This window comes from Roseateles subflavus, assembly GCF_030285365.1.
Lineage (GTDB): Bacteria > Pseudomonadota > Gammaproteobacteria > Burkholderiales > Burkholderiaceae_C > Roseateles_B > Roseateles_B subflavus.
In genome coordinates this window covers 61,065-79,989 of sequence record NZ_JASVDS010000007.1, presented here as the reverse complement: position 1 = coordinate 79,989, position 18,925 = coordinate 61,065, and the positions used below count along the sequence as shown (strand labels likewise).

Annotated in this window: 15 protein-coding genes; 2 read left to right on the top strand and 13 right to left on the bottom strand. The window is 69.9% G+C overall.

Annotated features, from left to right (window positions below; translation table 11 throughout):
- Positions 1–3: 3 nt before the first annotated feature.
- The 7 genes from QRD43_RS19985 to QRD43_RS19955 form a co-directional block, all read right to left on the bottom strand.
- A complete protein-coding gene (locus QRD43_RS19985; RefSeq protein ID WP_285984265.1) occupies positions 4–1,026 on the bottom strand; it encodes a bifunctional riboflavin kinase/FAD synthetase in 1,023 nt (340 codons plus the stop codon).
- 60 nt (positions 1,027–1,086) lie between these two features.
- Positions 1,087–2,874: an ATP-binding protein gene (locus QRD43_RS19980; RefSeq protein ID WP_285984264.1), complete on the bottom strand. Its 1,788-nt coding sequence runs from the start codon at positions 2,872–2,874 to the stop codon at positions 1,087–1,089.
- Between the two features lie 224 nt (positions 2,875–3,098).
- Positions 3,099–3,830 (bottom strand): pseudouridine synthase, encoded by a 732-nt coding sequence (locus QRD43_RS19975; protein WP_285984263.1) that lies wholly within the window; start codon positions 3,828–3,830, stop codon positions 3,099–3,101.
- A 7-nt stretch (positions 3,831–3,837) separates the two neighbouring features.
- A complete protein-coding gene (locus tag QRD43_RS19970) occupies positions 3,838–4,794 on the bottom strand; it encodes a P1 family peptidase (RefSeq protein WP_285984262.1) in 957 nt (318 codons plus the stop codon).
- Between the two features lie 17 nt (positions 4,795–4,811).
- Positions 4,812–5,378 carry a DUF3617 domain-containing protein gene (locus QRD43_RS19965; RefSeq protein ID WP_285984261.1) on the bottom strand — a complete coding sequence of 189 codons (567 nt, stop codon included), beginning with the start codon at positions 5,376–5,378 and terminating at the stop codon, positions 4,812–4,814.
- Between the two features lie 80 nt (positions 5,379–5,458).
- On the bottom strand, positions 5,459–6,568 hold the full coding sequence (locus tag QRD43_RS19960) for an acyl-CoA dehydrogenase family protein (protein ID WP_285984260.1): 1,110 nt from the start codon (positions 6,566–6,568) through the stop codon (positions 5,459–5,461).
- Positions 6,569–6,586: 18 nt separating this feature from the next.
- Positions 6,587–7,786 (bottom strand): acyl-CoA dehydrogenase family protein, encoded by a 1,200-nt coding sequence (locus tag QRD43_RS19955; protein WP_285984259.1) that lies wholly within the window; start codon positions 7,784–7,786, stop codon positions 6,587–6,589.
- Positions 7,787–7,969: 183 nt separating this feature from the next.
- Between QRD43_RS19955 and QRD43_RS19950 the strand changes: the two genes are divergently transcribed.
- The gene (locus tag QRD43_RS19950; RefSeq protein ID WP_285984258.1) at positions 7,970–8,929 is read left to right on the top strand and encodes an isoaspartyl peptidase/L-asparaginase family protein; all 960 of its coding nucleotides are present in this window, start codon (positions 7,970–7,972) and stop codon (positions 8,927–8,929) included.
- Positions 8,930–9,034: 105 nt separating this feature from the next.
- Here QRD43_RS19950 and QRD43_RS19945 read toward each other — a convergent pair whose 3' ends face one another.
- The 3 genes from QRD43_RS19945 to QRD43_RS19935 form a co-directional block, all read right to left on the bottom strand.
- Complete coding sequence (locus QRD43_RS19945) at positions 9,035–9,892, bottom strand: PEP-CTERM sorting domain-containing protein (protein ID WP_285984257.1); 858 nt, start codon at positions 9,890–9,892, stop codon at positions 9,035–9,037.
- A 267-nt stretch (positions 9,893–10,159) separates the two neighbouring features.
- On the bottom strand, positions 10,160–12,952 hold the full coding sequence (prsT, locus tag QRD43_RS19940) for an XrtA/PEP-CTERM system TPR-repeat protein PrsT (protein ID WP_285984256.1): 2,793 nt from the start codon (positions 12,950–12,952) through the stop codon (positions 10,160–10,162).
- Between the two features lie 103 nt (positions 12,953–13,055).
- Positions 13,056–13,550, bottom strand: coding sequence for a YajQ family cyclic di-GMP-binding protein (locus QRD43_RS19935; protein ID WP_285984255.1), 495 nt, complete (start codon positions 13,548–13,550; stop codon positions 13,056–13,058).
- Between the two features lie 76 nt (positions 13,551–13,626).
- Between QRD43_RS19935 and murB the strand changes: the two genes are divergently transcribed.
- On the top strand, positions 13,627–14,706 hold the full coding sequence (gene murB, locus QRD43_RS19930; protein WP_285984345.1) for a UDP-N-acetylmuramate dehydrogenase: 1,080 nt from the start codon (positions 13,627–13,629) through the stop codon (positions 14,704–14,706).
- Positions 14,707–14,745: 39 nt separating this feature from the next.
- On the opposite strand, the gene QRD43_RS19925 is transcribed toward murB, so the two are convergent.
- From QRD43_RS19925 to argG, 3 genes are read right to left on the bottom strand one after another with little or no spacing between them, the layout of a single operon-like run.
- Complete coding sequence (locus QRD43_RS19925; protein WP_285984254.1) at positions 14,746–17,016, bottom strand: ATP-binding protein; 2,271 nt, start codon at positions 17,014–17,016, stop codon at positions 14,746–14,748.
- Between the two features lie 4 nt (positions 17,017–17,020).
- Complete coding sequence (locus QRD43_RS19920; RefSeq protein ID WP_285984253.1) at positions 17,021–17,560, bottom strand: putative pterin-binding protein; 540 nt, start codon at positions 17,558–17,560, stop codon at positions 17,021–17,023.
- Between the two features lie 2 nt (positions 17,561–17,562).
- Positions 17,563–18,897, bottom strand: a complete 1,335-nt coding sequence (gene argG, locus QRD43_RS19915) for an argininosuccinate synthase (RefSeq protein WP_285984252.1) — start codon at positions 18,895–18,897, stop codon at positions 17,563–17,565.
- Between the last annotated feature and the right edge of the window lie 28 nt (positions 18,898–18,925).

The following is an 18,925-nucleotide window of genomic DNA, read 5'->3' as shown; positions in this document are numbered from 1 at the left end:
GCGTCAAATTCGATCGCGGGTGGTCTGGCGGCGCATCGAGGCGTGGGTGGCCAGGAAGGCGCGTGCCTGCTCGACATCGCGGGCGATGGCCTGAGTCAGGGCGTCCAGCCCGTCGAATCGGGCTTCGTCACGCAGTTTGTGCAGCAGTTCCACGCGCACGAGTTTACCGTAGGCCCCGTTGGGACCCAGGGCCGCGGGCCAGTCCAGGCAATGGACCTCCAGCAGCACACGGCCCGCATCCTCCACGGTGGGGCGCACGCCGAGGCTGGCAACGCCGTCCAGCGGCTGCGCCGCCAGGCCGTGCGTGCGGACGGCATAGATGCCCCTGGCGGCGGGCTTGGCATGGGAGAAGCGCAGGTTCAGCGTGCGGAAGCCGTCGGCCGCGCCGGACGAGCTCTCGCCGAGCTGCCGGCCGAGCTTCTGGCCGTGGATCACGTGGCCCGAGATGGCGTAGGGGCGGCCCAGCAGCCGCTCGGCGTCGTCCATGCGGCCCTCGGCGAGGGCCTCGCGCACGGCCGAGCTGCTGACGCGCAGGCCGTGCACCTCGTAGCTCATCATGCGGGCCACGTCGAAGCCCTGGCGCTGGCCGGCGGCGTCGAGCGTCGCGTAATCGCCCTGGCGCTTGGCGCCGAAGCGGAAGTCGTCGCCCACGAGCACATAGCGCGCACCGAGGCCGTCCTTCAGCACGCGCTGGATGAAGTCCTGGGCCGGCAGCGAGGCCAGGCGCTCGTCGAAGCGCAGCACCACGGCCTGGTCGACGCCGCAGCGCTCCAGCTCCTGGAGCTTGTCCCGCAGCGTGGCGATGCGGGCAGGCGCCAGCTCCGGCTTGCCGAGCTTGCGAGCGAAGAAGTCACGCGGATGCGGCTCGAAGCTGAGTACGCAGGACGGCAGCCCACGGTGCTGGGCCTCCGAGCGCAGCAGGGCCAGCATGGCCTGGTGCCCGCGATGGACGCCGTCGAAGTTGCCGATGGTGAGGGCACAGGCCGGGGCGATGCCCGGGTGATGGAAGCCGCGGAATACCTGCATGGGGGGCATTATCCGTGCCCGGGGTGGGCAGCCGGCTCGCGGGGGCGCCGGGTGTTGCGATCAGGCCCAGGCGGCGGCCTGGGCGGGCTGCGCCTGGCCGACATGGCGCATCAGCAGCTCCATCAGCTGCTCCATGCAGAAGGGCTTGAGCAGGTAGCCGTCCATGCCGGCGTCCTCGCAGCGCTCGCGATCCTGGGGGGCCGAGCTGGCGGTGAGCGCGACGATGGGCACGCGGGGACGCCCGAGGCGGCGCTCGTCCTCGCGCCAGCGCGCGGTGGTCTCGTAGCCGCTCAGCTCGGGCATGAGGCAGTCCATCAGCACCAGCTCGAAGGCCTCGCGACGCAGCAGCTCCAGCGCCTGGCGGCCGCTTTCCGCCTGCACGACCTCCACGCCGCAGTGCGCCAGCATGGACGCCGCGACCAGCAGGTTGACGGGGCTGTCGTCCACCAGCAGCACGCGGCCCTGCAGCGCGGGCAGCTGGGACTCGCGGACGTCCACCGGGTCCGCCGCCGGGGCCTCGCAGACCTGCAGCGGGAGGGTCAACTCGAACATGGAGCCGAGGCCCCGGCGCGAGCTCGCGCGCAGCTCCCCGCCCATGGCCTGGGCCAGCTCGCGGGAGATGGTGAGGCCGAGCCCGGTGCCTTCGCGGCGCTGGAGCTTGCCGCCGACCTGCTCGAAGGGCGCGAAGATGCGCTCGAGCTGGTCGGCCTCGATCCCCTCGCCGGTGTCCCGCACGGCAAAGCGCAGCAGCGCGCCCTGGCGGTCCTGCACCACCGCCACGCCGACGTCGACCGAACCCTGCTCGGTGAACTTGATCGCGTTGCCCACGAGGTTGTGCAGCACCTGCCGGATGCGGGAGGCGTCGGCCACCACGTGCGTGGGCAGGCCCTCGGCCAGGCGGACATTCAGCTGCAGGCCCTTGTCGCGGGCCGGGGTGCTCAGCAGGTGGCAGACCTCGTTCACCGCCCCGGCCAGGTCCATCGGGGCCGGGTCGATCACGAGCTTGCCCGACTCGATGCGGGCCAGGTCCAGGAGGTCGTTGACGAGATGCAGCAGGTGGCGGCCGGAGCTGTGGACGACGGCCAGCTGCTCGCGCTGGCGCTCATCCAGCTCGGAGCGCTCCAGCAGCTGCGTCATGCCGAGGATGCCGTTGAGCGGGGTGCGGATCTCGTGGCTCATCACGGCCACGAAGCGGCTCTTGCTGGTGCTCGACTGCTGGGCGGACTGCAGCGCGCGCTGGCGCTCCTCGGCCAGCTTGGCGTGCTCGAAGCGCAGGCGCAGCAGCTCCAGCCGCCGGGCCTGGACCCGGCGGGACTCGGTACAGGCCACGTACAGGAAGATGAGCAGCCCGGCGGCAGACAGCCAGCCCTCGCGCGTGCCGAGCAGGACGTTGTAGGCCAGCACCGGCAGGAAGGTGATGCCGCTGAAGAGGGCGTTGGCGCGGAACTCGGCGCCCATCGCGAAGAGCGAGACGGCCCCGAGGCCCACCATGGACGCCAGGATGAGGCCGTCAAGACCCGGCACCGCCGGCGTGTGGAAGCACCAGCCCATCGCACCCCAGGTCATGGCGTCGGCGGCCAGCAGGGTGTAGTAGCGGCGGCGCCAGCGGCGGAGCTGAGGCCCCTCGGGGCGGCTCAGGCGGAAACTGCGGGTGTCCAGCGCGCGCAGCAGCACCAAGGCCAGGCGGCAGGCCAGCCAGCCCAGCAGCAGGGCCGCGGGCAGGTGGCCCCAGAGCAGCAGGACGGGGCAGGCACTGAACGCAGCGCCCAGCAGCGTGGGCCGCAGGCTTTGCTCGTAAAGCGAGCTGAGACGTTCGCGCTCGATTTGCGCGGCGATGTCCTGATCCAAGGACGGAATCCCTCTGTGCCCCCGGCTCGGGCCGGCGGCTGTTGTACGTCAGCGGAACGGGTGCCGGCCTTCTCCGGGGCCGCCCCCGTGCTCCTCCCATGGCACCTCCTCGGTGCTGCCATGGCGGGCAGTGGTTTGTAGCCGCAGTCGGGGGGCCGGAGGCTAGGAGGAACCCTGGTCCGCAGGCCGATCGGCGCAGGGATCGGCGGGATCAGTGAAGGATCTCACGCCGCAGCGCTGGTCCCGAGGATGCGGGCCGGGCTGTCGATCCAGCACCACTGGCCCTCGGGCACCTCGGCCGGCAGCACCAGGGCGCCGAACTGCGGCCGATGCAGGCGCTCCACGCGGTTGCTCACCGCGGCCAGCATGCGCTTGACCTGGTGGTACTTGCCCTCGGCCAGCGTCAGGCGCACGCCGTGGCTGCCCATGGGCTCGGCGGCGAGGGCCTTCACCAGCTCGGGCTCGCGGTGGACCTTGAGCTCGTGCTCGTGCAGCTCGACACCGGCCAGCAGCTGCTCGATCTGCCCGGCGTCGACGGGGTGCTTGCAATGTGCCTCGTAGACCTTGGGCACATGGTGCTTGGGGCTCGTGAGCTTGTGGATGAGGGTGCCGTCGTCCGTCAGGAGCAGCAGGCCCGTGGTGTCCTCGTCGAGGCGCCCGACGGGCTGCACGCCGCGCTCACGCAGCGGCGCCGGCAGCAGGCTCATGACGCTGGGATGGTGGCGGGGCTTCTGCGAGCACTCGTAGCCTGCTGGCTTGTGCAAGAGGATGAGCGCCTTCTCGTAGTAGGGCCAGGTCTTGCCTGACACCTCGAACTGGAGGCCCTGCGGGTCGAAATCGGCATCCGGGTCGTCCACGACTTCGCCGTGGACCTGGACCTCGCCATGGTGGATCAGGCCGGCGCAGAGACGACGGCTGCCGAAGCCTTGCGAAAAGAGGATCTGGGACAAACGCATGCCGGCATTATCCAAGCTCGCCGGCCGCCGGGAGGCCGGGCAGGCCGCGGGCCGATCGCACGGCGTCCAGCACGGCCTGCGCGAGGGCCTCGACGGCCATGACGCCGAGCAGGCCCAGGTCGGCCGGGCCGCTGCCGCCGGTGGCCAGGCTGAAGACGATGTCGCCGTCGCTCGGCTGATGGACGGGGTGGATGCTGCGGGCCAGGCCGTCGTGGGCCATCTGCGCCAGCTTGGTGGCCTGCGCCTTGTCGAGGTGGGCATCCGTGGCGATGACGGCCAGCGTGGTCGCGCCGCCGGCGACGGGCCGGATCGGAGCCTCGCCCGCCAGCAGCGCGCGGGCCGTGTTCCTCAGTCGGCCATCGGCGCCACGCGCGCCCGCCACGATCGAGCCGGTGGCGGGGTCCAGCACATCGCCCACGGCGTTCACCGCAGCCAGGGCACTGAGCGCCGTCCCGCCCACGCGCAGCGAGGCCATGCCCAGGCCGCTCTTCATCGCCCACTGCGGGCCCAGCAGCTTGCCGACCGTCGCCCCCGCGCCCGCGCCGACGCTGCCGCGCTCCGCGGTCGTGCTGGCCGCTTCACAGGCCGCATGGCCGGCCGACGCATCCGGCGTGAAGGTCGGATCGCCCAGCCACAGGTCGAAGAGCACGGCCGCCGGCACGATGGGCACGCAGGCCGGTCCCACGCGCAGGCCATGGCCGCGCTCGCGCAGCCAGCGCATCACGCCGGACGCGGCATCCAGCCCGAAGGCACTGCCCCCGCTCAGCAGCAGGGCGTGCACCTGCTGGACGGTGTTCTCGGGGCGCAGGAGGTCCGTTTCGCGTGTGCCGGGCGCCGCGCCGCGCACATCGACGCCGGCCGTCACGCCCTGCGGGCACAGGATGACGCTGCAGCCCGTCGGGCGGCGGGTGTCCGTCCAGTGGCCGAGGCGCAGGCCGGCGACGTCGCACAGATGGCCCGGCATGGCGGCGCCCCGATCAATCAGCGGGCGCTGGGCTTGAGATTGCCGCAGTCGGCGCCGAGCCAGCGCCCCTCGCCGGTGGAGGAGATGGTGCGACCCTGCGTCTGGATGGTCATCTTGCTGGTGTAGTGCCCGGGGCCGTCAAAGGTGAACTCGCCGCTCCCCTCGGCGGGCGGATCGTTGCAGACGAAATGCATGCGGCCCGTGTTGCCGCTGCGGGACCCGTCGTGCTTGCAGCGGCCGGACTCGTCGATCGGCGGCTGCTGGCGCTCCGCCTGTTCCTTGCTGATGCAGACCTTGAAGCTCAGGGAGGCCGACGAACCCTGGCCGAGGTTCAGCTGCACGCCACGCTGGCGCATCATCTGCTCCATCTGCTGGCGCTGCTCGGCCGGCATGTTGGCCATCGCCTGGCGAGCCTGGTCCAGCTGGGCCTGCTGGGCCGGGTCCAGGAGCGTCTTCTGGGACAGCTCCCAGAGTCCTGCCTTCATGGTCTCGGCGCCGGCCAGCAGGGGCAGCGCCCCCATCAGGCTCAGCAGCAGGATGCGTGCAAGGGGGTGAGCCTTGGCGGTGCGGTGACGGATGCTCATGTTCTCTCCCAGGAAGGGTTGCCAAGGGCCAGTGTAGTGGCCGCCCGGAGCTCCCGAGGAGCGCGCGACTCCCTAGCTTGTCAGGCGAAGACGCCGGCCTGCTCGGTCATGCGCCCGCTGACTTCCGCCAGGTGGTGCAGGCCGTCGCCCCACTGCAGTTCCATCACGGTGAGGCGCTTGAAGAAGTGGCTGGAGATGTACTCGTCCGTCACGCCGATGCCGCCGTGCAGCTGGGTGCACTGCTGGCCCACGAAGCGCATGGACTGGCTCAGCTGCACTTTCACCTGCGCCAGCGCACGGCGGCGCTGCGGGGGCGCCTCGCCGAGCTTCAGCGTGGCGAAGTAGCTCATCGAGCGAGCCAGCTCCAACTGCATCTTGACGTCGGCCATGCGGTGGCGCAGGGCCTGGAAGCTGGCGATCGCCACGCCGAACTGCTTGCGGGTGTTGAGGTAGTCGGCCGTGAGCCGGACCAGCGCGTCCATCGCCCCCACGGCCTCGGCGGCCTGCGCGGCGATGGCGGTGTCGGCGGCGAGTTCCAGCAGCGCCTGGGCCGCCTCGGCACCCGCCAGGCGCTGGCCCGGTGTCGAGCGCAGCTGCAGCTCCGCGGCGGCGGAACCGTCCTGCAGCGCGTGGCCACGCGCCGTCAGCCCGTCGGCGCCCGCCTCGACGAGGTAGAGCGCCGGGCCCTGTTCGTCCTCGGCCGGCACGATGAAGGCGTGGGCATGGGCGCCCGCGCTGACAAGGCTCTTGCTGCCGGTGAGGCGCCCGCCCTGGGCGCGCAGGGCTCCCATGCCGAGCCGGTAGCGCAGCCCGCGTTCCTGGTGCGCCAGCACGACCAGCGCCTCGCCGCCCGCGATGCGAGGCAGCCAGGCCTCCTGCAGGGCCTGCGGTGCCTGTGACAGCAGCTGCGGTGCCAGCAGCGCGCCTTGCGCGTAGGGCTCCAGGACGAGGCCGCGACCGAGCTCCTCCATCACGACCATGGCCTCCACGGGGCCCATGCCCAGGCCGCCGTGCGCTTCGGGCACCTGCAGTCCCATCAGACCGAGTCCGGCCAGGCCCTCCCAGGCGGCCTGCGAGAAGCCGCCCGCGCGGACGATCTGCCGGCGCTGCTCGAAGCCGTAGTCCTTTTCCACGAATCGCTGCACGGCGTCGCGCAGGGCCTGCTGGTCGTCGCTGAAATCAAAATCCATGGCGGGGTCTCCTGCGCGTCAGCCCAGCAGGGTCTGGGCGACGATGTTGCGTTGCACCTCGTTCGATCCACCGTAGATCGTGGTCTTGCGGTGGTTGAGGTAGTGGCTGGTCAGCGAGGCGCAGTGGGCCGCGCCGCCGGGCCACAGCCCGCCGAGCGCCTGATCGCCCTGCCAGCCGGCCTCCATGGCCTCGTGGAGGTAGGGCGTCGAGAAGGGGCCGCCGGCGAGCATCATCAGCTCGGTGTAGCGCTGCTGGATCTCGCTGCCGCGGATCTTGAGCAGGCCGGCCACCTCCAGCGACTGCCGGCCCGAGCTCTCGGCGGAGAGCACGCGCAGCACCATCATCTCCAGGGCGATGATGTCCACCTCCAGCAGCGCGATCTGGTCGCGGAAGCGGCTGTCCTCGTACACGCCCTCGGCAACGGCGATGCGCTTGAGGCGCTCCAGCTCGCGCTTGGCACGGTTCACGTCGGCGATGTTGGTGCGTTCGTGGGCCAGGAGGTACTTGGCATAGGTCCAGCCCTTGTTCTCCTCGCCGATGAGGTTCTCGGCGGGCACGCGGACGTTGTCAAAAAAGACCTCGTTCACCTCGTGTTCGCCGTCCAGCATGATGATGGGCCGCACGGTCACCCCGGGCGACTTCATGTCGATCAGCAGGAAGGAGATGCCGGCCTGCGGCTTCACCTGCGTGTCCGTGCGCACGAGGCAGAAGATCCAGTCGCCGTACTGGCCGAGCGTGGTCCAGGTCTTCTGGCCGTTCACGAGGTAGTGGTCGCCCTGGCGCTCGGCGCGCGTCTTGACCGAGGCCAGATCCGAGCCCGAGCCGGGCTCGCTGTAGCCCTGGCTCCACCACACGTCGCCGCTCATGATGCCGGGCAGGAAGCGCTGCTGCTGGGCCGGGCTGCCAAAGGCCATGATGACCGGCGCGACCATCACCGGCCCGAAGGGCACGACGCGGGGGGCCCCGGCGAGGGCGCACTCCTCCTCGAAGAGATGGCGCTGGATGGCATCCCAACCCGGGCCGCCGAACTGCTTCGGCCAGGCCCAGCCATGCCAGCCCTGTTTGCCGAGAATGCGTGCCCAGCGCTGGAGGTCGTCCTTGTGCAGACGCTGGGCGCGGTGCACCTTGTCGCTGATGTCCTGGGGCAGGTGGTCGGCGACCCACGCGCGGATCTCCGCGCGGAAGGCTTCCTGTTCGGGGGTGAAGGCCAGTTGCATGGGCGTGTCTCCTGGGCCCGTCCGGCAGGGCGGGCATGGGGCCTGTGATGGCAGGCCGATGGAAGCAGGTTTTAGCACGGCCGTTCTTTTCCGCCCTGTCGAATGGGGGACAGTCGGTGCCTAGGGAATGCCCTGCCGGGCGCAGGGTGGCGGTGGTCCGCCCCGAGGCTCGGGCCCTTCACAATGCGGGCCATGAACACGATTCCCGCCACGCTGGCCATCCACGGAGGTGCCGGCACGATTCTTCGCGAAACGACGCTGCCGGCCGTCGAGCAGGCCTATCTCGACGCCTTGCAGGACATCCTTCGCGCAGGCGAGCAGCTGCTGGCCCGGGGCGCACCGGCGCTGGAGGTGGTCGTCGAATGCGTGCGGCTGCTGGAGGAGAACGAGCGCTTCAATGCTGGCCGCGGCGCGGTCTACACGGCGGATGCCACGCATGAGCTCGACGCCAGCGTGATGGACGGGCATACGCGTCGCGCGGGGGCGGTGGCCGGCCTGCGCAGCACGCGCAATCCGGTGCGCGCGGCCCGCGCGGTCATGGAGGCCAGCGGCCACGTGATGCTGATCGGTGCCGCCGCCGATGCCTTTGCCGCGGCGCAGGGCCTGGAGCAGGTGTCGCCGGACTGGTTCGGCACGCCGGAGCGCCTCGCCCAGCTGCGGCGTGCACAAGGCGTGGGGACGGCGGCCATCCTCGATCACGACGGGGCACAGCCGCCGCTGGATGAGCGCCACAAGTTCGGCACGGTGGGGGCGGTGGCGCTGGACGCGCACGGCCGGCTGGCGGCGGCCACCTCGACCGGCGGCATGACCAACAAGCACCCCGGGCGGGTGGGAGACTCCCCCATCCTCGGCGCCGGCTGCTATGCGGATGGCACGGTGGCGGTGTCCTGCACCGGCACCGGGGAAGCCTTCATGCGCGTCCTGGCGGCACATGAGATGTCGGCACAGATGCGCTATCTGGGCCGCAGCCTGGCCGAGGCGGGCCGTGATGTGGTGGACACCCTGCTGCCGGCGGTGGCCGGGCAGGGCGGGCTGATCGCGGTGTCGCACACGGGCGAGATCTGCCTGCCCTTCAACACCGAGGGCATGTACCGCGGCTGGGTCCGCTGCGGGCAGGCCCCCGAGGCACGCATCTTTCGCTGAGCACCGTCGCGTCGCGGCCCCTCTCAGGCCGCCAGCGGCCCCGGAAAAGCAAAAAGCAGCCCGGAGGCTGCTTTCGTGAGACGCCCCGAGGGCGCTGGCCGGCGCTTACTGCTTGCGGCGGCGGGTGTAGGCCACGGCACCGAAGGCGGCGAAGGCCAGGGCGATCGAGCCGGGTTCCGGCACATTGCTGACCTTGTCCGTCACCGACACGAAGGCCTGCGACGTCGGGCTGGACGTGCTCTTGTACACGGTGAAGTTGTAGGCGGACTTCGTCAGGCCGAGGCTGCTCGTCCAGAAGGACTCGTTCGCGTTGTTCAGGGCGTCGAGGTACTTCTCGGCCTGGGTGCGGACGGCTTCATAGGCCGAGTTCGACGAGGCGCCGATGTAGGCACCGCCGTTCTTGGTCGGATCGGCGACGTTGCTGGAGGCATCGCCCAGCAGTTCCCACAGCACGTACTGGAAGGCAGCCGACTTGGTATTGCTCGTCAGGCTGTCCTTGTAGGCGTAGTTGTAGAGCTCGACCAGGTTGTTGTACAGGGCCACGGTGCCGGACTGGTACTCGTAGTTGTCAGCGACGGCGTAGGGCCCGCTCGTGTAGAGGGTCTTGTAGCCCGACGCGGCGCCGTTGCCGCTGCTGGCGGAACCGTTGGCGCCGAGCGTGACACCCATGAAGGCATCCAGCGTGGACGTCGCGTAGGTGTTGCTCAGCTTGCTGGTGGTCAGCGGGTCGATGCAGTACACCCAGAAGGAGGTGTTCGCGGAGGAATCGTTCACCAGCGTGGCGCCCATCGACTGGCCAGGCTTGGCATAGCTGCCGATCTGGACGTCGGCCTGCGCGTACCGGTTGGTGCCGGTGCTCGACAGGGTGGTGTTGTAGGCCAGCGCCGAGCCCATGCTCAACACCGCAAGCCCGAGGCTCAGGCCCAGGGTGGCAAAGGTCTTGGTCATTGCTGAAGTGCTCATGGTCTTGTCGCTTTGTTGCTTGCCGGCGCATCTCGCCCAGCTACGGACGGGAGGCTACCAGTGATGGTCATTCTGTTCATCCCGTGAACGAGGGGCTCTGTGGCAGCCGCCGGATCTCGTCACACTTGGCGAACAATGTAAGCAATTATGAGGCCAGTGTTGGCAAGCCTATGATTTATAAAGATTTGTTGTCGAATCCGCTGGCGTTGCTGAGCCGGGTTGTAAGACTGGCCGACAAGCGAACAGGCGGCGCAGCCGTGCGGCGGTTCACAGGCCCAGCTCGGCCTTGAGCGCCTTGAAGTCGCTGCTGTCCCGGAATCGCCCCGGCATGCTCAGGGCCGCCTGAAGCTCCTCCTTGGCATCCGGCTTGCGACCGGACTTCGCCAGCGCGTAGGCCAGGTGGAAGCGCAGCACGCCCTGGTTGGGGTCACGCAGTCGCGCGTCGCGCAGCAGGCGCAGGCCGGCCTCGATCTCTCCGCGCTTCACATGGATCCACCCCTGGGCGTCGAGGGTTTCCGGGCTCTCCGGCGCCAGCTTGCGGGCGCGCTCGGCCATGGCCAGGGCGCCTGCATCGCCCAGCCGCTGCAGCAGCAGCGCATAGGTCGCCATGGCGGACACGTCCTGCGGGTCCCGGGTGATGAGCGTCGAGAAGCTGCGCTTGGCGGCGTCGTTCTTGCCCAGCTCGGCCTGGGCTTCGGCGAGGACCCGCAGCAGGCCGAGGTCCTGTGGTGACTTCTGCGACCAAGCCTCGAGCGTGGCGAGACCCTTCTGCGGATCGCCGCCGCTGGTCTGGGCCCGGGCCAGCAACAGGGCATTGCCCGACGTCGGCTCCAGGTCCAGCACCTGCTGGTAGCGCTTGGCGGCCTCGGCGAACTGCCCCCGGGCGTAGGCCAGGTGGCCGGCCGTCAGCAGGGCCGGCATCGCGTTGGGGTACTTGGCCAGCAGCGTCTTGAGTGTGGCGTCGGCGCGGGCGTTGTCCTTCTTCCGGTTGGCCACCTCGATGGACAGCACCAGCACGTTCAGGGCCTCGGCGCCGTTCTGCTGGGCCTTCTGGAGGTTGTAGCCCGCACCGTCGACATTGCCGATGGCCAGCTGCTGCCGCCCGACGATGACCTGCGCCTCGGGGTCGTAGCCTGCGATGCGCGTGGCTTCCTGCAGCAGCGTGCGGGCATTGCTCATGTCGCCGTGCATGGCGTAGGCACGGCCGAGCGTCAGGGCGACCTCCAGATTGCCCTGGTACTTGCCGTTGAGCCCCTTGCCGACCGCGATGGCCTGGTCCATCTTGCGTTGGCTCGTGTAGAGCTCCATCAGCGAGAGGCCGGGCCGGGGGTCATTGCGGGAGAGGTTCGACGCCTTCTCCAGGGCCTCGACGGCCTCGTTGAAGCGCCGCGCCCGCAGTTCCAGCACGCCCAGCTGGTAGAGCAGCTGCGGGTCCTCGGCGTCCTTCTTGAGCAGGCCGTCGATCCGCTGCCGTGCCACGTCGAACTGCTTTTCCTCGATGTCCAGCCAGCTGAGGTTGATGAGGGCCGGCTTGAAGCCCGGGCTCTTGGCCAGGGCCTGCTGGAAGGAGGCGCGGGCGCCGCCCTTGTCCCCCAGCCGCCCCTTGATGTTGCCCAGGTAGTTGATGAGCATGGGGTTCTGCGGGTCGCTCTTGAGCAGGTTCTCGGCCAGCTGCAGGGCGCGCGAGCCCTTGCCCATGCTGGCGTAGGCGGTGATGAGCTGGATGGCGGCGCGGGTGTCGCCCGGGTTGACTGCCAGCACCTTCTCCAGGTTGCTGATGCCGGCGTCACCCTGGCCCAGGGAGAGCTGGCTCAGCGCCAGCTCGCGGATGGTGTCCGGCGTCGGCTGCAGCGACGCGGCCTTGTCGAAGGTCTCCGCGGCGAGGTCGTAGCGCTTGCGGGCCAGGTGGATGCTGCCCTGCAGATAGAGGACCTGCGGGTCGTTGGGGCGCAGGCGCAGCAGGTTGCTGACCACCTGCTGGGCCTGGACGGGATCCCGCTGCTCCAGGGCGATGCTGGCCGCCATCAGCTGGCCGGCGTAGTGGTTCGCATTGAGCGCGAGGAGGTTGCGCAGGTGCTCCCGGGCCTTCTCGTTGTCGCCGAGGGCCTTGTAGGCCATGGCGCCCGCGAAGTTGAGGCTCTCGTCGCTGTTGATCACGCCCGCCGGCTGCAGGGCCAGCAGCTCGGTGGACTGGATGTAGGCATCGCGTGCCTTGGCGGCATTGCCCTTGCGGGTCTCAAGCACCCCGCGCAGGTAGGAGGCCCGCGCATCGGCCAGGCTGGCCTGCTCGAGGGCGACGAGGTCCTGCTCGGCCTCCTTCAGCTGGTTGCCCGTCACGTACAGGCCGGCGCGCGCGACACGCGCGTCGACGTTCAGCGGCTGGTGTTGCAGGGCCTTGCCGAAGGAGGCGAGCGCGCCGCTGCCGTCCTTGAGCCGCTGCTGAACCGTGCCCAGGGCATACCAGGCCGCGCTGTTGGCGGGATCGAACTCCAGCGCCTTGCTGATCTGGGCCCGGGCCTTTTCCAGGTCGCCCTGGCGCGTCAGCATGGTCGCTTCGGCCAGCAGGGGCAGCGGCGAGCGCGGCGCCAGCGCACGCGCCTCGGCGAAGGACTTGCTGGCGGCCTCCTTCTGACCCAGCGTCGCGAAGGCGGTGCCGCGCAGCGTCAGGATCTCGGCGTGGCTGCCCACCGGCACGCCGTTGGTGTTGACCCGCTCCAGCAGCTTCTTGTACTCGCCCAGGGCGATGTAGAGCTGGCCGAGGTCGACCATCACCTCGCTGCGCGAGACGCCCTGCTTGAGCGCCTCGTCGAAGGCCGCCTCGGCGGAGGCGAGATCGCCCACCTTCAGCAGCGTGCGGGCCAGCAGGAGGTGCGCGGACAGCATGCGCGGATCCGCCTGCAGCGAGTTGCGCAGCTGGATCAGCGCGCCCTCGATGTCCTTCTTCTCGAGACGCTGCTGGGCGTCATCGTAGAACTTGCTGGCCGCATCACCCGCGCCCTGGGCCTGGAGTGAGGCGCCGAGGAGCAGGGCGAGAAGCAAGCGGGAGGGCAGGCGGTTCATGGGCGATCCAGTGCGGCGGTGCCGGCCCCAGCCCGCGCGGGCGTGGGAGACCGGTGAAGAAAAGGGACCGCGGCGGCGGTCCCGGCAGGCGACGGGCGCAGGCTCAGTCGCGGAAGTTGTCGTAGCTGAGCGGCAGGTCCGCCATGTCCTTCTTCAGCTGGGCGATGGCCAGCTGGAGGTCGTCACGGTTCTTGCCGGTGATGCGCACGACGTCGCCCTGGATCGAGCTCTGGACCTTGAGCTTGCTGTTCTTGATCGCCGCGGTGATCTTCTTGGCGTTGTCGGCATCGATGCCCGAGCGGATCTTGTAGACCTGGCGGACCTTGTCGCCGCCGAGCTTCTCGATCTTGTCCTTCTTCTCGAGGAAGCTGATGACCACGCCCTGCTTGGTCAGCTTGCCGTAGAGCACGGCCTCGATCTGCTCCAGCTGGAAATCGCTGTCGCCGGTCGAGTGGATCTCCTTCTCCTTGGCCTTGAGCTCGACCTGGGCGCTGGTGCCCTTGAAGTCGAAACGCGTGTCGATCTCTTTCTTGCTGTTGTCCACGCCATGGCCGATCTTGACCATGTCGGGTTCCAGCTTGGTGTCAAAGCTAGGCATCAATTACATCCTTGAGGGCAGTGCCCGCGCCGGAAGCGGCGGGGGAATCTGGGAAAATTCTGCCATGCAACACGAGATGCCGAACACCCGGGACGAGGGTCCGCGCCTGAATGGGGGCCCCGCGACCCTCACGATCGAGGAGGGCGTGAACCTGCGGCCCTACAACAGCTTCGGCCTGCCGGCCACGGCGCAACGCCTGGTCCGCATCCGCCAGGAGGCTGATCTGCGCCGGGTGATCGACCACCCGGAGCTCGGTCTGTGCCCGAAATTCGTGCTGGGCGGCGGCAGCAACATCGTGCTCACGCGGGACGTCGAGGCGCTCGTGCTCAAGATGGAAATCATGGGCAGGCGCGTCATCGAGGAGCGCGACGACGCCTGGATCCTTGAGGTCGGCGCCGGCGAGGTCTGGCATGACGTCGTCCGCTGGAGCCTCGAGCAGGGGTGCCCGGGCTTGGAGAATCTCGCCCTGATCCCCGGGACGGCCGGCGCGGCGCCGGTGCAGAACATCGGCGCCTACGGCGTCGAGTTGAAGGACCGCCTCGAGGCGGTGGATGTCGTGGACCTCGTCACCGGCCGGCCCGTGCGGCTCCCGGCCAGCGTCTGCGCCCTCGGCTACCGGGACAGCGTGTTCAAGCAGACCGGCTTCGGCGGCCTGGCCGGCAAGAGCGTGATCACCCGTGTGCTGCTGCGCTGCCCGAAGCCCTGGGTGCCGCACCTGAGCTACCTCGACCTCGAGCGCAAGATGGGCGAGACCGGCATCTCGGCACCCTCGGCGATGCAGATCTTCGACTGGGTCTGCCAGATCCGGCAGGCCAAGCTGCCCGATCCCCGCCAGATCGGCAATGCCGGCAGCTTCTTCAAGAACCCGGTGGTCACCGAGGAGCAGTGCCGGGACATCATCGGCCGCGACCCCGGCATCGTGCACTACCCCATGCCCGACGGCACGGTGAAGCTCGCTGCCGGCTGGCTGATCGACGCCTGCGGCTGGAAAGGCAAGAGCGTGGGCGGCGCGGCCGTCTACGAGCGCCAGGCGCTGGTGCTCGTCAACCGCGGTGAGGCGCGGGGCGCCGAGGTGGTGACGCTGGCGCGGGCCATCCAGGAAAGCGTCTACGGCCGATTCGGCATCCGCCTGGAGCCGGAGCCGGTGATTGTCTGACGACGGCCGCCGGGCCGGTGCGTCCGGCCCGGGTCGGGGTCAGGTCTTGATGAAAGGGTGCTCGCACAGCGCCCGGCAACGGGCGATGGCCTGACGGATGCGTTCGGCCAGGGCCTGCAGGACCTCCTCGTGGCGCCCCGCGGCGGCGGCGGCTTCGAGCTCGGCAGCCGGCTGGCTGAGCAGGCGCAGGCCGAGGTTGGCGGCGGCGCCCTTGAGCTCGTGTGCGAGTTCCCGCAGCTGCGTATGGTCGGGGCCCGCCAGGCCATCCGCCAGCCGCTGCTCGATGGCCGGCAGGCCGGCCACGAAGCGCTCGTAGAGCTGTGCCACGGCCTTGCCGCTGAGGTGGTGTCCCAGCTCGGCGATGACCTGGGCATCGAGCTCTTCATCGTCGGCCGGTGCCGGTGCCGGCGCCGGGCTGGGGGCCGGCCGGGCCGTCCGCTCCGCGCCGCCGCACGGGGCCGAGGGCGCGTCGACGGCCTCCCACGGCTGGCGGTTCAGGGCGGCGGTCAGCTCCTGGATGCTCAGCGGCTTGGCCAGGAACTCGTCCATGCCGGCGTCCTCGGCCTGCCGGCGCGTGGCGTCGAAGGCATCGGCGGACAGCGCGATGATGCGGACGTCGCGCCGCGGGCCCGCCATGGCGCGGATGTGCCGCGTGGCCTCCAGCCCGTCCATGACCGGCGTGTGCAGATCCATCAGCACCAGGTCGAAGTCCTCCTGGCGCAGCCGCTCGACGGCATCCCGGCCGTTGTCGCAGAACACGGCCTTGTGCCCCAGGCGTTCGAGGACGGCCTCCAGGAACTGACGGTTCGTGGCGTTGTCCTCGGAGACGAGGATGCGCAGCTGCCGAAGGGCCGCCAGCGGGACGGTGGTCGTCGGCGCCAGCGGCCGGGTGGACGGCCCGGGCAGGCACTCGTTGAGCTTGAGCTCGACCGTGAAGACCGAGCCCTGGCCCAGGGCGGACTGCACCTGGATGTCGCCGCCCATGGCGCGGGCGAGGGTGCGCGAGATCTCCAGGCCCAGCCCGGTGCCGCCGAAGCGCCGCGAGCTGCTGGCGTCGCCACGGCTGAAGCGCTGGAAGAGCAGGGCCTGCGTGGCGGAGTCCATGCCGATGCCGGTGTCGCGGATTTCGAATCGCAGCAGATCGCTGCCCAGCGCGTCGGCCTGCCGGCTCACCTGCATGCTGACCTGACCGTGCTCGGTGAACTTGATGGCATTGCCCAGCAGGTTGAGCAGGATCTGGCGCAGCCGGGTCGGGTCGGCCATCACCCAGCGGGGGACGTCGGGCTGCAGCTGCAGGTCCAGCGCCAGATCCTTGGCATGAGCCTGCGGCCAGCACACGTCCTCGAGCTCGCGCAGCAGCGCCGGCAGGGCGGTGGGCTCCGGACGGATGTCCACGCCGCCGGCCTCCATGCGGGAGACATCGAGGATGTCGTTGAGCACGGCCAGCAGATGTCGGGCGGAGTCGTTGGCAGCCTGCAGCTGCTGGCGCTGGGGTGCGTCGAGCGGGCTGTCCTGGAGCAGGGACAGCATGCCCAGCAGGCCGTGCATGGGCGTGCGCAGCTCGTGGCTCATGTTGGCCAGGAACACGCTCTTGGCGCGGCTGCCGGCCTCCGCCTGCTCCTGGGCCTGGGCCAGGCGGCGAGCGTGGGCGCTCTGCTCGCGCGCGTGGGCCCGCAGCCGGCCGAACTGCCGCAGCAGCAGGGCCGAGAGCAGCAGCACGATGCTCACCTGGAAGGCATTGAGCCACAGGCCGGTGCGGTTGTGGTCCCGCACGATGGCATGGCGCTCGGAGACCTGGGCGGCCACGAAGTGCGAGGCCGTCAGGGACAGCTCGCGGATGGGCTCCGCCAGCGACTCCAGGCGGTCCAGCGCCTCGCGCAGGCGCTCCGGCTGCCGGGTCACCAGGCTGGCGTTGAGTGGCAGGGCGTCCGCCCAGCGGATGAAGGTGCGGGTGCGCTCCAGCGTGAGCCGGTAGTCGGGGTGCTGGCGCAGGATCTGCGTCGCATGCTCGGCCTCGATGAGGCTCAGGCGGCTGACGAAGATCTCGTAGCGCTGCACGACCTGCTCGGGGTCGATCGCCGGGTTGGTGCCGAGGGCCTGCTCCAGCGCCAGGCGCAGACGCAGGGACTCGGTCTCGAACTGGAAGAGGCTCCAGACGAGGTAGTCGTCCTGGTAACGCTCCGTGGCGTCGAGCAGCTTGTACTGGCGCCACTGCAGCCAGCCCATGCCGCCCAGTGCCAGCAGCAGGACCAGCACCATGGCCACCGGCAGATTGAGCCAGCGGCGAAACGTGCGCGTTCTGGGCTCCATGCCGTCAGCGGATCTCCAGGGCCTTGAGCTGCCAGGCGCAGCGGCTGTAATAGATGCTGCTGCGCAGGCGACGGTCCTCGTCGAAGGGGTAGATGATGAACAGCGGCCCCTTGTCACGCACGGACATGGGCTGGTCGTCCATCAGCCGCGCGAGGATGACCGGGTACTGCAGCACGTCCTCCATCGGGATGGTGACGCGGTAGTCGTTCAGCGCGTAGGCCTCGATGCTGCCGCCCCGCACGCCGGCCTGGGCCAGGACGTCGCGCAGCAGCGGGCCGGTGAACTTGCGGGCCTCGGGGTACCAGGGCGTGTGCACCGTGAAGCTGCGCTGCGGCAGCGCGGCGAGCATGTCCATGTCGAAGGCGGCGCGGCCGTCGACATTGGTCTTGAGTCCCGTGCCGCTGAGGGTCAGCACCACCCGGCCCTTCGGGGCGTCCAGGGCGAGCGCCCGCCGGGGCAGCGCCGCGCCCAGGGCGAGCAGGCCAAGCGCCGCCAGGCCCGCGCGGCGGCCGGGCTGCAGGGCGGGGAGGCGGCGCGGCTGCATCGTCAGTCTTCGTTCTTCAGCTGGGGCAGGGCGAGGCCCGAACCCGGCGTCAGCAGGCCGACCTGGCTGTAGGTCATGAGCTTGTCGCGGGTGTCGATGATGTCGAGGTTGCGCATGGTCAGCTGGCCGATGCGGTCGGCCGGCGAGAAGGGGGCGTCCTCGACCTTCTCCATGGACAGGCGCTCGGGCTTGTAGGTCAGGTTGGCGCTGCGGGTGTCGAGCAGCGAGTAGTCATTGCCGCGGCGAAGCTCCAGCGCCACTTCGCCCGTGACGGCGCGCGCCACCCAGCGCTGGGCGGCCTCGCGCAGCATGATGGCCTGCGGGTCGAACCAGCGGCCCTGGTACAGCAGACGGCCGAGCTTCATGCCGTTGATGCGGTACTGCTCGATCGTGTCCTCGTTGTGGATGCCGGTCACCAGACGCTCGTAGGCGATGTGCAGCAGCGCCATGCCCGGGGCTTCGTAGATGCCGCGGCTCTTGGCCTCGATGATGCGGTTCTCGATCTGGTCGCTCATGCCCAGGCCGTGGCGGCCGCCGATGCGGTTGGCCTCGAGCATCAGGGCGACGGGGTCGCTGAACTCCTGGCCGTTCAGGGCAACGGGCAGGCCTTCCTCGAAGCGCACGGTGACGGTCTCGGGCTGGATCTGCACGTCTTCGCGCCAGAAGGCCACGCCCATGATCGGGTTGACGATCTTGATGCCGGAGCTCAGCAGCTCCAGATCCTTGGCCTCGTGGGTGGCGCCCAGCAGGTTGGAGTCGGTGGAGTAGGCCTTCTCGGCGGACATCTTGTAGGCGAAGCCGGCCTTCTGCATGAAGGCGGACATCTCGGCGCGGCCGCCCAGCTCGTCGATGAAGGTCTGGTCCAGCCAGGGCTTGTAGATCTTCAGCGAGGGATTGGTCAGCAGGCCGTAGCGGTAGAAGCGCTCGATGTCGTTGCCCTTGAAGGTCGAGCCGTCACCCCAGATGTTGACGTCGTCTTCCTTCATGGCGGCCACCAGCATCGTGCCGGTCACGGCGCGGCCGATGGGCGTGGTGTTGAAGTAGGTCAGCCCGCCGGTGTGGATGTGGAAGGCGCCGCTTTGCAGCGCGGCGATCCCTTCGTGGACCAGCTGCGCGCGGCAGTCGATCAGGCGGGCCTGCTCGGCGCCATAGAGCATGGCCTTGCGAGGGATCTCGTCGTAGTCCGGCTCGTCGGGCTGGCCGAGGTTGGCGGTGTAGGCGTAGGGAATGGCACCCTTCTGGCGCATCCAGTGCAGCGCGGCGCTGGTGTCGAGGCCGCCGGAGAACGCGATACCGACCTTTTGGCCGGCGGGGATCTGCTGAAGAATCGTGGACATGGGTGCTTGCTGGAAGGGTAGGCGCAGG